Source organism: Pseudarthrobacter sp. PvP090 (assembly GCF_040547365.1).
In the GTDB taxonomy this organism is placed as follows: domain Bacteria; phylum Actinomycetota; class Actinomycetes; order Actinomycetales; family Micrococcaceae; genus Arthrobacter.
In genome coordinates, this window is sequence record NZ_JBEPPO010000005.1 from 221,469 (window position 1) to 235,522 (window position 14,054).

A 14,054-nucleotide genomic window follows, 5' to 3' on the forward strand; every position below is an offset into this window, starting at 1 on the left:
TCTGAACTGCGGGGGCTACTGCTGGATTACTTGGTCAGCTCGGTGAGCTTGGCCTGCATGTCGTTCAGGGCCGTGTCCGTGTCCTTGGCGCCGGTGATGGCCGCGTAGGCCTCTTCCTGGATCGCCTTGGTGGTGGCGCCGTACTGGACCACCTTGGGACGCGGCTGGGCGTTGTTCAGCGAGGTCAGCAGCGTGGGGAAGAACGGGCGCTTGGCGACGACGGCGGGATCGGCGAACAGGGAGGCGTAGACCGGTGCGCGGGAGGACAGCGCGAGGCGCTTCTGGGCCTGCTCCTCGCTGGTGAAGAACTTGACGAACTCCAGGGCCGTGGCCTTGTTCGGGGTGAACGGGGAGATGGCGAGGCTGCGGCCGCCGAGGGTGGAGACGCCGGGGCCGTCGGTGCCGGGGATGGAGGTGATGTCGAACTTGCCGGCCACCTGGCTGGAGCCGTCGGTGGCGCTCAGCGAGGCGTGCAGGAAGGGCCAGTTGCGCATAAAGACGAGCTTGCCCTCCTGGAACGCGCGGCGGCCCTGCTCCTCGAGGTAGGTGATGGCGTCGGACGGGAACATTCCGTCCTTGAAGCCGTTCACCAGCAGGTTCAGGCCTTCCTTGGCTTCGGGGGTGTTGACGGTGGGCTTGCCGTCGGCGTCGACGACCGTGCCGCCGGCGGAGGCGACGGCCTCGGAGAAGTTGACCGTGAGGGCCTCGTTCTTGTCGAACTGGCCGGTGTAGCAGGACATGCCGGCGGCTTCGGGGAGCGCAAGGATCGCCTTGCAGGCCGTCTTCATCTCGTCCCAGGTCTTGGGCGGGGCGGCGATGCCGGCGGCCTGGAGCAGGTCGGAGCGGAAGTAGAACAGGGCGCCGTCGGTGTAGTACGGGGCGCCGACCAGGGAGTCCCGGTACGTCGCGGCGTTGACGGTGGCGGGGATCATCTTGTCGGTGGGGACGGCGTCCGCGGGCAGCGGCAGGATCCACTTGTTGGCGGCGAACTCGGAGGTCCAGACGACGTCGAGGTTCAGCACGCTGAAGGTGTCGGACTTGATCTGCGCGTTCTGGATGAGCTGCTGGCGCTGCTGGTCCGCGGAGTCGGGCAGTTCGATGAACGTGACCTTCTCCTCCGGGTGGGCGGCGTTCCATTCCTCGATGCTCTTGTTCGCGGCCCCGGAGGCGTCGCGGTTGGAGACGTAGTTGATGGGGCCCTTGCCCTCGAAGGACGCGGCGGCGGCCTTCGGGGTGCTCTTCGCTTCCGTGGCGGTCCCGCCGCAGCCGGTGAGGGCGACGGCGGCGACGGTCAGGGATGCGGTGGTGGCGAGAAGAGTCTGCCAGGTGCGGCGGCGCTGCCTCATGTGTTGCTCCTTGTTCATTGGGGTTGTGCGAGGTGGGTGGTGCGGGTGGTTTGGTGCATGCGGAACTGCGGCGGCTGGCCGGTTTGTGGCACGGGGGAGTGCCGACTGCCGCCGTTTGGTGGGTGGTCTGGTGGGGCTAGCTGGTGGGTTCCTGGGGGCACCGCGGAGCTGGACTGGGCGGTGTTGGGTTGGGCGGGGCGGTGGAGCCGCGCTCGATCAGCCGGTGCGGCATGATCTTCGGCCCCAGATCGCGGGAGCGGAGCAGTTTCTTCACGGCCATCCGCCCCATTTCCTCGAGCGGCTGCGCCATGGTGCTCAGCGGCGGGTTCACGTGCAGGGAGGTGGAGGTGCCATCGAAGCCCAGGACGGAGACGTCCTCCGGTACCCGGAGGCCGCGGCGCTGCAGTTCATTGACGACGGCGGCTCCCATCTCGTCGCTCATCGCGAAGATGGCTGTGAGGCCGGGTTCCTGCTGGAGCAGCACGTCGACGCCGGGGGCGCCGCTTTCGTAGAAGAAGCTGCCGGTCGCGGTGACAGGGGTGCAGCCGGCTTCGGTCATGGCGCGGAGGTAGCCGCGTTTCCGGGGCTGGGCGACGTAGACCGACGCCGGGTCGCCGGTCAGCAGGCCGATGCGCCGGTGGCCGAGCCGCAGCAGGTGACGCGTCGCGTCGTAGGCTGCCTGCTCGTCGTCGATGGCCACGCTGGGCGAACCCGACTTGTCGCTGATGGCGACGGAGATGATGGGGACGTTGGGCCCCAGCAGATGCCTGGTCTCCGGCGTGATCACCGCGGAGATGAGGATGACGCCGGCGGCCCGGTAGGTGCGCAGCGTCCGGAGGTAGCCGGCGATGTAGGCGGACTTGGCGCCGGTACGGCCGAGCATCACGGCGTAGCCGCGTTCCTGCGCTTCCTCCTCCACACCCTGCATGACCTGGGAGGCCAGGGCGTCTGAGACCATCGGGGCGAGGAGCCCGATCACGGAGGTTTGCCGGGTCTTGAGGCCCCGGGCGAGGTAGTCCGTTTCGTAGCTGAGGCTCTTGACCGCGGTTTCGACGCGTTCCCGGGTCTCGTCGGAGTAGCCCACCAGCCCGTTGACAACCCGGGAGACGGTGGCCGGGGAGACGCCGGCGTGCTTGGCGACATCGCGGATGGTGACCACTGTTCCTCCTCCCCGAGGTGACTGCGGGTGTTCTGTGAACGGCTCGCGCTGAAGTTACGCAAACGGTTTACGTAAACGGTTTCGTTAGGTGCAGGATCAACAGTAAGGGGAGACGTGCCGAAGGCGTGACTGTTTAGGAAACAACGCCCTCAGGAGGGGCCTAGGCGCCTGGTCCGTCGAACAATGCGCTGGTGCTGCTCTGGGGCACCACCACGTGGACGGCGTTGCGCTGGATGGTGAAGTCGGTGGGCGTGGCGGTGGCGATCTCGCCGTCGAGGTTCACCGGCAGCGGCTGGTCGGTGACCAGCCGGACACTTCTGGTGGTCAGGTGGTACACCCGGTCGTGTTTGATGAAGCTTCCGTCCTTGAGCAGCCGTGCGATGCTCACGTGCTCCCGGAGCGGCCCGGCCAGGATGGCGTAGATGTCAAGGGTGTGGTCGTCGATCCCTGCGGTGGGGGAGACCGTGTTGCCGCCGCCGTAGTGCCGGCCGTTGCCGACCGCGACCTGGAGCAGGTCCTCGAGCTCCAGCGGCTCGTGGTCACCGTCCGGGAACTCGAGGCGGGCCCGGAATGGCTTGTGCCGGGCATAAGCCCGAAGCGTGGCGATGCTGTAGGCCAATGGCCCGATGTACCGCTTCAGGCGGGGGCTGAGCGCATCGGTAACCGCCACCGAGAGGCCCACGGATGCGACGTTGAGGAACGGCTCGCCGTTGGCCCGGCCGAGGTCGATGTCCACCACCTTGCCTTCGGCGACGGTGGCGCACGCCTCGGCAAGATTGTTCGGTATCTCCAGCGTGCGGGCGAAGTCGTTGGCGGTGCCCAGTGGAAGAACGCCGAGCATAACGTTGGTGCCGGCAACCCGGCCGGCGGCGCAGGAGACAGTCCCGTCGCCGCCGCCGACAACCATTAGGTCGTGCCCGTCCGCCAGCGCCCGGTCGAGCGTCCCGGCCAGGTCTGCACCCGACCGCACGCGGTGCACGGCGGAGATTGGCACGCCGGCCTTACGCATCGTGTCCACGACCAGTTCGTATGCTGCCCCGCGGCGTGATCCGGTATTGATCACCACGGCGGCAGAGCGTGCGTCCCGGGCAGCGTTCATTTGGCCATGGTATGCGGTGGACCTGTGAGTTCTCCTAGATGTATTAGCCACGGACGTTGGTGACCGTCGGCCTGCCCGGCGGCGCCGGTCGTCATTGCTGGCGAATTCCGTCCTGCTGTTATGGCGTACTGCATTCACCGGCCAAGAGGGCGAAGTAGCCTGGTACCCGTTGCGGGTGGCCGGCGGGGTTCATGGGGACGACGTCGATGTTGACCGGTCCGTCCGCGATGACGCGCCAGTCCGTTTCGGGAAAGACGTTGCGTCGTTCCCGGGCGCCGAAACGCCCCGGGCGGGGTAGATTTTCCAGGGCCCGTTGCAGCTGGCTGGGCACATGGTCACTTGTGGCGCCAAGTCCCGCCAGATAGTCGAGGCTGTTTCCGGGGAAATTGGTTTCTGCTAGAAACACGCGCCCGGTGCTTCCGGCTACTGTTTTGAGGTTTGCCGCCATCGCAGCCTGTTTGCCTGGTTTCAGGACGTGGAACACTCCGCGGACGAAGACGTTCGCGGGTCCCGTCCGCTCCAAGAGGAGGTCCCCGGCGTCCGCTTGTGTGGCGTCCAGGACTGTGAAGGAGCAATTTTGGGTGTCCCTGGTTTCTCGGGTGGCCCTCGCGACGGCGCCCGCGGAAACGTCGATGCCGAGAACCGTCGGAAACAGGGTGGCAAGCCACCGGGTGTAGGTGCCGTTGCCGCAGCCGATGTCAATGACGGGAAGGGACGGATCGAAGTGCGCGAGAACCTTTTCTGTGTACTGTTTACGCTCGGCCGGGGAGTCGGAGTCCCAGAGCACGTCTCCGTCATGACCGGTGGTTTGGATGCCGGTCCAGTATCTTTCCCAGGCGGCATGCGGGTTTCTTGGCGCGTGGGAGGCAAGGCGCACAACTGTTGGGACGAGCAGCATCCGGTCCCAGAGTTTAGACATAAACACACCTTACCTTTGGGGCTCGGAGCCGCTGATTCGGTCGAGTATTGCCGCGGCGGGGGCGGGGCGTCCGTAGTAGTAGCCCTGCCCGTAGAGGCAGCCCATAGCTTGCAGCCGGGCGGCCTGTTCGGCGGTTTCGATGCCCTCGACGATTGCTTCGAGCTCGGCTGCTGAGATGAGCTGGAGGATGGCGGAGACGAATTTCTGTTGTTGGGGGTCGGTTTCGAGGTTTTTGATCAGGGAATGGTCGACTTTGACTGTCTCGGCGGGGATTTCCCGCAGATAGCTGATGGAGGAATAGCCGGTGCCGAAGTCGTCGATCTGTAGTCCGACGCCGAGGGCGCGGAGTTTTTCAAGTACCTGTTGTTCTCCCGTCCTGCGGGACATCAGGACGCTTTCGGTGATCTCCAGGACCAGGCGGGAGGGTTCGATATCGTTTTTGGTCAGGGTTTCGTTGACGTCTGCGAGTAGATCGCTGCGAAGGAGTTCGGCTGCTGAGAGGTTGATGTGCAGGCGGAAGTCCGTCAGCTGGGGGGCCAGGTGTTTCCACTGGCTAAGCTGGGCTATCCCCTCGTGCAGGACCCACCGTCCCAGTTCCAGGATCAGACCTGTTTCTTCCGCGATGCCAATGAAGCTGTCCGGCATGATTGTTCCGCGGACGGGGTGGTGCCAGCGGACGAGTGCTTCGACGCCGGCGACCTTGCCGGATGCCAGTTCAACCACGGGTTGGTAGTGCAACGCCAGCTGGCCGGTGGCGGCTGCCATGCGTAATTCGGCGGTGATTCGGGATCGTTCCTGGACGGCGTTGAGCATATCCGGGTGAAAAAGTTGGACGGTGTTCCGGCCCTCGGCCTTGGCCTGGTACATGGCAATATCGGCACCCCGCATCAGGTCTTCTGCCGAGCGTCCAGGGTCGTGGAGGCAAATTCCGATGCTGCCCGTGGTCCAGACCGTTTCTGTTCCGATGTCCACGCTTTCCTGTAGGGCTTCCCACGCCCGGTGTGCGATGAGCATGACGTCGTCCACGCTCGCTCCGGTGATGAGGGCTGCGAATTCATCTCCGCCGAGGCGGGCCACAGTGTCCGAGGCCCGGACGACGGAGCGGAGGCGACGGGAAACCTCGACCAGCACGGCATCGCCGGCGCTGTGGCCCAGGGTGTCGTTGATGGCTTTGAAGGAATCCAGGTCCAGGATGAGCACGGCCGGGGCGTGTCCGCTGTCTGTACCGGACCGGATGGCGTCCTGAATCCGCTCGTTAAGCAAGGTTCTGTTGGCCAGGCCGGTGAGGGCGTCGGTTTTGGCCATGTGCTCCAGTTCCACTTGCGTTCGACGCAACATGGCCGTCCGGGCGGCCACGCGTTCCTCAAGATCCGTATAGATGTGCCCTAGCTCCTCCCCCAGAAGGTTGACTCCGGTAATGACCGCGTCAATGGCGTCCCTTTGGTCCGAGGGCTCGATGCGTGCGTTCAGCTCTCCGGCGGCCAGTCGGACAATGCCGTCAACCAGTTGTTCCAGGCGAGGGTCCTCGACGCCGTCTCCTGGACTCATGCGTCTGGCACTACGGGTTGGCTCCGTGGAATTCGGCACGTCGTGGACTGCGGTCTACCAGATAGATCCCGGCGCCTACAGGACGGCATTGAGCCAGTCCATAGCATCGCTGCGGGACGTAAAGAACCGGGTGGGGCAGGGAGGTATATGCACGCCGAGAAAAAAGTTCGCCAGGACCCGGTCCACCGGGGAACGCCCCAACAGGGCGATGCGGGAGGCATCGCAGGGAATGGACCAGATGCCCCTGGCCTCCCTGCTGACCGAGGCAACCGCAGCCATGTCGACCAGCATCGGGCGCTGGACGCCCTGGCAGACCTCGTTAACTTTCGCCATAGCTGCCCTGGCGTCCTCAACCTCGATGTTGATCCCGGACAACCACTGCAGGTGGACGACCCCGTCGTCGCTGAGTTCGACGCTGCCTTTTCCGCCGTCAACGGTCTCCGGTGCTACGGCCACTTCGCCTCCTGAATGGGCGCCGAACCTTTCGGCAACCTCTCAAAGGTACCTCCGGTTTTCGGGCGTACTGTACCAACATTATTACCGGGCGGTTCCGCGGCGGTCGCGTATTGAGTTTGTGGTTTTTCCAGGCCCCTTCCTAATCAGAAGCCGAAACGGGCCGAGGCGCCCGGTCATACAGGGTCAGCTCCCGCTTGAGGTCTTCAACGATCTGCTCCGGGGAAGACCCGGCGTCAATCGTGACAAAGGAACGGAAGTCGGCGAGCCCCCTATAGCCCTGATCGAGGGCCTGCAGATGCTCAAGGGTCTCCGCGTCGGTGGCCCGCTTGGTCACCCGAGTGTGGGCGCCGTCAGCTGGGACGCTGAAATAGAACACGATGTCCGGGGCGGGCAGGCGCCGCAGCAGCCAGGGCAGCGATCGTCCTGGGCTGCGGCCGCTGACGCGCTTGAGCGCCAGTTGGCAGTACAGGTAGCGGTCCATGATGACGACTGGACGGAACCGCCGAGGTGTCTGAGGTGACTGCAGACTCCTGCCGGGAAGCGGACCCGCCCGGCGTGCCTGATTCCTTCCCGGTCCGCCGGGCTGACTAGCTAGCCACCGCCGCCTTCGCCGCCCGCGAGGCTTCCATCCACTCGCTCAGCCACGGGGCCCGGACGCTGGAGGTGATGCGACAGTCGGCCACGAAGGTTCCCTTCGCGCCGGCGTCGATCCAGTCCTGGAGCGCGGAAAGGTCGGACAAGGAGCGGATGATCGCGGACTCGGCGCCCAAAGCGCGGGCGACGCCGCTGAAGTCCACCTCGGGGATCAGCATGGGCTTCTCGGTCAGGCCCTGGGAGCCGTACTGGTGGATTTCGGCTCCGTAGGCGGCATCGTTGTAGATCACGACGACGGCGCTGCTGGCCGCACCAATCAGCGATTCGAGGTCGGACAGGCCCATCAGGAAACCGCCGTCGCCGGAGGCCAGCACCAGGGTGCGGCCGTCCTCCACCGCCCGGGCTGCCCCGACGGCGCTGGCAAGGCCCAGCCCGATGGTCTGGTAGGCGGTCCCGACCATGACCAGGTCCTGTGGCCTCGGGATGCGCCAGTACATGGGTGCCCAGCCGACGAAGTGCCCTCCGTCCTGGACCACCGTGCGGCGCTCCGGCAGCACCCCATCCAGTGCCAGGGCGAGGGAGCGCGGGTCCAGCCGGCCGTCCGGCGTCTCGGCTGAGCCTGGATGGTGGGCCGGTCCCTCGGCCAGGCGTTTGTGGGCTTCCGCGCGCCAGGCTTCTGCGGGGCTGGCGGCCGGCGAGGCCGGGTCATCCAGCATCGTAAGGATGCATCCCGCAGCAGACTTCACGTCCGCGCTGACAAACGTGTCCACCCGGGGGTTCGTCGGCTGCAGGGCGGCGTCGATCTGGATGACCGTGCTGTCCGGGCCCAGCAGGTGCCCGAACCGCATGGTGAAGGGGCTCAGGCTGGCCCCTGCCACGAGGACCACATCGGCCTCACGCATGAGCCCGGCCGCGGTATCAGTGCCGAAGCCGCCCGCGACGCCGAGATACCCGTCGCCCTGGAGGAGGTTGAGCGCCAGGGCGGTTCCGGCGGTCAGCGCGCCGAGCCGGTCGGCGAGCTCGCGGAGCTCCGGGCCGGCGCCGGCGAGGTGCGCGCCGCGGCCGGCGAGGATCAGCGGCCGCTTCGCGCCGGCGAGCAGACGGGCTACCTGCCCCAGGCCGCCGTCGACGTCGTCAGTCACTGCCGGTGCCAACGGCGCCGGAAGCTCTTCATCTGCCGCCTCGAGTGCCGCGAGGTCGTAGGGGATGGCAATCACGACGGCGGTGCGCTTGGTGAGTGCGTACTCCACCGCCTGCCGCGTGATGGAGCCCGCGGCGTCGCGGGTGACGGTGAAGGTGGCCGCGCCGAGGCCTGCGGCGATGGCAGTCTGGTCCACGTCCTGGGGGCGGGCGCCGGTGCTCGGGGCGTCCCCGGTGACCAGCACGACGGGGATTTGCGCCTGGACGGCCTCGGCGAGGGCGGTGAGTGCGTTGGTGTAGCCGGGGCCGTAGGTGGTGGTGCCCGCTGCGAGTCGTCCCGAGGCGCGGTAGTAGGCGTCGGCCGCGGCGATGGCGGCGCCTTCATGGCGGACGGCGGAGAAGCGGAGGCCCAGCTTCTCAGCGGCGTCCAGGAAGTAGACGTTTCCGTTGCCCATGACACCGAAGAGATCGGTGAGATAGCTGCCGAGAACCTGTGCCACGCGGCCGGAGACGGTGAGTGAAGTCATGCAGACATCTTGTGGTCTGCGTCACGAATCGGCAAGAGCGTCGCTTTTGACTGGGATTTTTGGCAGTCGGAAGTCGTTAAAAGTGAAAATCTGCACGCTTGTGGGGTGGGTCATGTGTATTAGTCGGCGGGGCGGGATTCCTGCTCCGAGAGCCGGGCCAGAAGGCCGTCGTAGCGCGGGGGCATGAGTTCCAGGACGGAAATGGCGGTGCTGGTCCGCTGGATGCCGTCGATTTCCAGGATCTCGTTGGTAATGCGGTAGAGGTCGGCCGTGCCGCGGGCCACCACCTTGGCCATGAGGTCCGCATCCCCGGTGGTGGCGTGCACCTCGATGACCTCCGGGATCGCGGCGAGCCCGTCTTCCACGGCACCTGTCCGGGTCTGGCTGATGGACAAGGAAAGGAAGGCCATGAGCTCATAGCCCAGCGCGGCGGGGTCCAGCCGGCGGCTGAAGGACCGGAGGGCGCCGCTGCGCTCGAGCCGCGCCAGCCGGGCATGGACAGTGTTCCGTGCGACGCCGAGCGTCCGCGAGAGTGCCAGGGCGCTGGCTTCGGGATCCTTGTCCAAGGCCAGGATGATCCTGCCGTCGAGGGAATCCAGGGTGCGAGGGCTCGGGATGGTCATATTTTCACCGCAGACAGTAGAAGTTGAGCAGAAGTCCCAATGGAATGAGGGTATCTTGCATTGTGGGGCGGGTCACAATCATGATCGGTGCTCATGACCCATGATCAGCTCCTGACCGCACCGGGCACAGCGTTTCCCACCCTTCGTGGCGCTGTGGCCGGACTTCCGTCCTACGTCCCGGGCCGGCGGAGCGCCGGCCTGGACATTGCAGCCCTCGCCAGCAACGAAAGCCACTACGAGCCGCTGCCCGCGGCCGCCGCTGCGGTGACCGAAGCGGCCGGCACCATGAACCGCTACCCGGACAGTGCCGCCGTCGAACTCCGAGAGCGGCTCGCCCGGCACCTGGGCGTCACGGCCGGTGAGATCGCGGTGGGGCCCGGCAGTGTGGGGGTCCTCCAGCAGATCATCACCGGGCTGTGCGACGCCGGCGATGAAGTGATCTTCGCCTGGCGTTCCTTCGAGGCGTACCCCATCCTCGTTGAGCTGGCAGGCGCCCGGCCGGTCCGCATCCCGCTGGACGACGCCGAGGGCCATGACCTCGAGGCCATGGCCGCGGCCGTCACCGACCGCACCAAGGTGATCCTGCTCTGCACCCCCAACAACCCCACCGGTGTGCCGATCCGCCACGAGCGCATCGAGGCCTTCGTGCAGTCCGTCCGTTCCGACATCCTCGTGGTGGTCGACGAGGCCTACGTGGAATACGCCGAAGCGGGCAGCGGCCCCGATTCCCTGGCGCTCTACCGCCAGCACCCGAACGTCTGCATCCTGCGCACCTTCTCGAAGGCCTATGGACTCGCTGGCCTGCGCGTGGGATACGCCGTGGCGGCGCCCGATATCGCTGAGGGACTTCGCCGGACCGCCCTTCCCTTTTCGGTGAGCGCGCTGGCCCAGAAGGCTGCCATCGCGTCGCTGGACGCCGGGGAGGAGATGGAAGCGCGGGTGGCCGCCGTCAAGCAGGAACGCGCCCGGATGGCCGCGCAGCTGGAAGCGCAGGGCTGGAAACTGCAGCCGAGCCAGGGCAACTTCCTGTGGATCCGCGCGGACGAGAGCCTCCGGGCGAGGCTGGTGGACGCGTTTGACGCCGCCGGCATCATGGTCCGGGCGTACCAGGGCGACGGCGTGCGGATCACCGTTGCCGATCCCGCCTCCAACGACCGCGTGCTCGGGCTCCTGGCAGTCCACGCGGCCTAGCACTCACTGACCCTAACCAACCCGTTCCGCCTACAACCAGAGGAATCCTCATGGAACAACAGACAAAGACGTCTGCCCGCCCGCTCGGCGCCACACTCAAACCCCGCCAGCTCACCATGATGGGCCTCGGAAGCGCCATCGGCGCGGGCCTGTTCATAGGCTCCGGCGCCGGCATCCAGGCTGCCGGACCGGCCGTGCTGATCTCCTACCTCGTGGCAGGCACGCTGATCATCCTGGTGATGTGGGCCCTCGGCGAGATGGCCGCCGCCAATCCGGACAGCGGCGCCTTCTCCGTCTATACCGCCAAGGCCTACGGGCCGGTGGCAGGTGCCACGGTGGGCTGGCTCTGGTGGCTGCAGCTCGTGGTGGTCATCGCGGCCGAAGCGCTCGGTGCGGCAGGCCTGCTGGCCACCATCTTCCCGGCCCTGCCGGTCTGGCTGATGGCCTTCGTGTTCATCGTGGTGCTCACCGCCGTGAACCTCACCAGTGTGAAGAACTTCGGCGAGTTCGAGTTCTGGTTCGCCCTGCTCAAGGTGGCGGCAATCGTCGGGTTCCTCCTGGTGGGCGCTGCCCTGCTCTTCGGCTGGCTGCCGGGCGTGCAGTCGCCGGGCCTGTCCAACTTCACCGGCGACGGCTTCGCACCCAGCGGTTTTGCCGGGATTGCCACGGCGCTTTTCGTGGTGGCGTTCGCGTTCGGCGGCACCGAGATTGTCTCCGTGGCGGCAGCTGAAACCGCCGAGCCTGCCCGCAGCGTGAAGAAGGCAGTCCGGACCGTGCTGTGGCGCATCCTGGTCTTCTACATCGGTTCCATCTTCATTATTGCGGCCGTGGTTCCCGTGGGTTCTGCAGGCCTGAAGAGCCCGTTCGCCGCGGTACTGGACGCCGCCGGCATGCCCGGCGCAGCCACCGCCATCACCCTGGTGGCCGTCGCAGCGCTGTTGTCGGCGTTGAACGCCAACCTCTACGGCGCCTCCAGGATGGCGTTCTCCCTCGCCGAGCGGGGTGTGGCGCCGCGTGCGCTGGCTTCCGTTTCCAAGGCCCGGGTTCCGGTTGTGGCAGTCCTGGCTAGCGTTGCCTTCGGCGTTGTTACGGTTGTGCTGGAGCTGGCCTTCCCAGAAATGGTCCTTCCCATCCTGCTCAACATCGTGGGCTCGACCTGCCTGCTGGTGTGGACGTCTGCGCTCCTGGCCCAGCTCGCGCTGCGCCTCCGCGCCGACCGCGACGGGACCGAGCTTCCCCTGCGGATGCCGGGCTTCCCGTGGCTCACGGTGTTTGGTCTGGTCATCCTCGCCGCGATCTTCACGGTGGGCTTCATCGGCGAGGATTCCCGTCCCCAGCTCCTGAGCACTTTCGCCCTCGTGGCGCTCCTTGCGGTGGCGAACTGGATGCACCAGCGGAACGGGAAGGTTCCGGTTTCTGTTGACGCTTCAGAGGGTGACAAGCAGCCGGCGCTCGTCGACTAGCTAACTCCCCTGAACCGACTCCCGGCTTCAGGGCACTGAAGGGCGCGTCCGGTCTTGCTGGGCGCGCCCTTTTGCGGTCTCTGCCCCGCTGGCCATGCTGGCGACCAGCTCGGCCGCTGCACGAGTCAGTCCGATCTGGGCGCCAGCCCATGCTCCACCACACCCGCGACGAGCCCTTCATTTGAAGGACGCCACGCCAAAAGTTGATGGGCCGGTTTACGGCTTCGCTGACACGGGGTCGGCAGCATGAGGAAGCACTTTGAGCCCAGGTAGAAAATGCCGTTCGAGTACTTGTTCCATTGGTTTTTTGGTCGCCACCAATTCAAAGAGGCCTGAGCCCCGAACCCCGCCGCCGTGCCGTGCGCATGACGGTGGAGAAGTTCGGGGCTTCCGAACGCTTCGGTGTGACGCTGTTAGAGGTACTTCCGCAAGACTCGCGAACGCGTCTCCCGTGGCGACGAGCCACTCGACGAGTTCTTGTGACTGAGCCTCGTCTAGGAAGTCGCCGGGACGGCTGATGACGAGCTTGGATGCCTTGCGGTCGGGTTTGTCGTCCCATTCCAGGACGAAACCGAGGTCGGCTTCGATGGCGTCGCGCTGGGCCAGCAAACGAGCCCGACGCGCTGTCACGAATGCGGATCGGGCCCCGCAAGGCCTGCCGGCAGCCTCACCTGGGAGTCGCCGAAGCCTGAAGATCCTCGTACAGGGGGAGGCCTAAGAACCGGGCCGTCATTTAGGGGGCGCTTAGGGGGCGCTCCCGTCGTTGTGTTGCTAGATTTCAGCCGAGTAGGCCTTGGGGAGCTTCAGGCCGGGCTCACTCGAATCACCGGGCCGCCGCGCATTCTGAGCCGGTAGCTCTCCCGGCTCCAACGAATTGATAGCTCCATCAGTGTTTTTTGTGCCCTTAGCCGTGGGTATGTAGCTGCCAGTACAGAGCCCTTACCGCGTTGCACCAGGTAAGTCGCAAGGGGGAGTAGCTTGCTCGTGGGAATAATTGTGATTCAGATCCCGTCGAGTGATGATTGTTCTTTGTGATGATTATCTAGGGACGCCAGAATGTCGTGGATTATGTTGTCCCTAACTATCTGGTTGAATTTTGCTTCATCCTCGTGAATCGTTTTCGAGATTATTGTGTGCAACTCATCGGCAATCAACCAGAGTGGGCGCGTTTGTTTTTTGGTATCGGGACTAAGTTTGACTTCGACATCAAAGGGTTCGTCGCTAGTCGCACCAATACCGAATCTATATGAGGTAGTGCCTGCGGCTCTGCGGGGGGTCTGGCTCTGGTGAAGACGTAGGTAGAGGAGGTCGCCGATTTCAGCCCAAAAGTACTGACCTTCCTCGCCACGGTCTTTTCCATCCTCAATGCTCCAAGTGATGGAGCCCGCCGCAGTCATGTCCTTTACCGCTGCGAGAATCTTTTCATCGTGGGAGTAGAGAAAGTAGCCGTAGTCGCCCAGCGCTCCCCATTGATCTCGGAACTCATCTTGCTTCTCCAAATCCTCTACTGTTGGGTCAGCCAGGTACTCCATCACCGCGGTGAAGGCGCGGTCACGGGCTATGGCCTTGATTTGGAGTTGGGTAGCCTCGAACAGGCCGCTGAAATTAACGCCATCTGAGTTCTTCTTAGTGGTGGCTCTCTTTCGCTCCTCGAAAGGTTCTCCTGTGGTTTGCTTTATCAAGCACAATTCGTACGAATAGTTCGATTCGTACCCCCAGATGTTCAAGGTGGTGCTGTCATCGATTAATGTTCCGAAGCTAAGTGTGTTAGCCGGTCCCTCGCTGGTCTCGTACCAAATTAGGTCTCGGGACTTTGTCCGCAAAACTGCTTTGTCCACGAGAAGCTTCCAGAGGTGCGCGTCCATGCCCAAGTCCTTTCAGGGGTGGTAAAAAACTGAACTCATCGTACTGGGTTTAGAGCTCCGGAGATGGTGGACGGACCACGAGTCACTGGGAACCGAGAAGACAGCGTTCAACATGGGCGTTCGT

General features: G+C 65.2%; 12 protein-coding genes. 2 read left to right on the plus strand and 10 right to left on the minus strand.

Annotated features, from left to right (window positions below; all coding sequences use genetic code 11):
* Positions 1–26 precede the first annotated feature (26 nt).
* From ABIC21_RS07815 to ABIC21_RS07855, 9 genes are all read right to left on the minus strand, one after another.
* The gene (locus ABIC21_RS07815) at positions 27–1,346 is read right to left on the minus strand and encodes an ABC transporter substrate-binding protein (RefSeq protein WP_354349834.1); all 1,320 of its coding nucleotides are present in this window, start codon (positions 1,344–1,346) and stop codon (positions 27–29) included.
* Positions 1,347–1,482: 136 nt separating this feature from the next.
* Entirely contained in the window at positions 1,483–2,505 is a 1,023-nt protein-coding gene (locus tag ABIC21_RS07820; protein WP_354349835.1) for a substrate-binding domain-containing protein, read from the minus strand.
* A 160-nt stretch (positions 2,506–2,665) separates the two neighbouring features.
* Positions 2,666–3,604, minus strand: a complete 939-nt coding sequence (locus ABIC21_RS07825; protein WP_354349836.1) for a lipid kinase — start codon at positions 3,602–3,604, stop codon at positions 2,666–2,668.
* 118 nt (positions 3,605–3,722) lie between these two features.
* Entirely contained in the window at positions 3,723–4,523 is an 801-nt protein-coding gene (locus tag ABIC21_RS07830) for a class I SAM-dependent methyltransferase (protein WP_354349837.1), read from the minus strand.
* 9 nt (positions 4,524–4,532) lie between these two features.
* Positions 4,533–6,071, minus strand: a complete 1,539-nt coding sequence (locus tag ABIC21_RS07835; protein WP_354349838.1) for a putative bifunctional diguanylate cyclase/phosphodiesterase — start codon at positions 6,069–6,071, stop codon at positions 4,533–4,535.
* Positions 6,072–6,146: 75 nt separating this feature from the next.
* Positions 6,147–6,527: a DUF7793 family protein gene (locus tag ABIC21_RS07840; RefSeq protein WP_354349839.1), complete on the minus strand. Its 381-nt coding sequence runs from the start codon at positions 6,525–6,527 to the stop codon at positions 6,147–6,149.
* 139 nt (positions 6,528–6,666) lie between these two features.
* The gene (locus tag ABIC21_RS07845) at positions 6,667–7,008 is read right to left on the minus strand and encodes a nucleoside/nucleotide kinase family protein (protein ID WP_354349840.1); all 342 of its coding nucleotides are present in this window, start codon (positions 7,006–7,008) and stop codon (positions 6,667–6,669) included.
* 106 nt (positions 7,009–7,114) lie between these two features.
* Positions 7,115–8,788 (minus strand): thiamine pyrophosphate-binding protein, encoded by a 1,674-nt coding sequence (locus ABIC21_RS07850; protein WP_354349841.1) that lies wholly within the window; start codon positions 8,786–8,788, stop codon positions 7,115–7,117.
* Positions 8,789–8,907: 119 nt separating this feature from the next.
* Complete coding sequence (locus ABIC21_RS07855) at positions 8,908–9,411, minus strand: Lrp/AsnC family transcriptional regulator (RefSeq protein ID WP_354349842.1); 504 nt, start codon at positions 9,409–9,411, stop codon at positions 8,908–8,910.
* Between the two features lie 93 nt (positions 9,412–9,504).
* Between ABIC21_RS07855 and hisC the strand changes: the two genes are divergently transcribed.
* Both hisC and ABIC21_RS07865 read left to right on the plus strand, forming a co-directional pair.
* Entirely contained in the window at positions 9,505–10,602 is a 1,098-nt protein-coding gene (gene hisC, locus ABIC21_RS07860; protein WP_354349843.1) for a histidinol-phosphate transaminase, read from the plus strand.
* 50 nt (positions 10,603–10,652) lie between these two features.
* On the plus strand, positions 10,653–12,065 hold the full coding sequence (locus ABIC21_RS07865) for an amino acid permease (RefSeq protein ID WP_354349844.1): 1,413 nt from the start codon (positions 10,653–10,655) through the stop codon (positions 12,063–12,065).
* 1,001 nt (positions 12,066–13,066) lie between these two features.
* Here the strand turns inward: ABIC21_RS07865 and ABIC21_RS07875 are convergent.
* Complete coding sequence (locus ABIC21_RS07875; RefSeq protein WP_354349845.1) at positions 13,067–13,930, minus strand: hypothetical protein; 864 nt, start codon at positions 13,928–13,930, stop codon at positions 13,067–13,069.
* Positions 13,931–14,054: the final 124 nt, after the last annotated feature.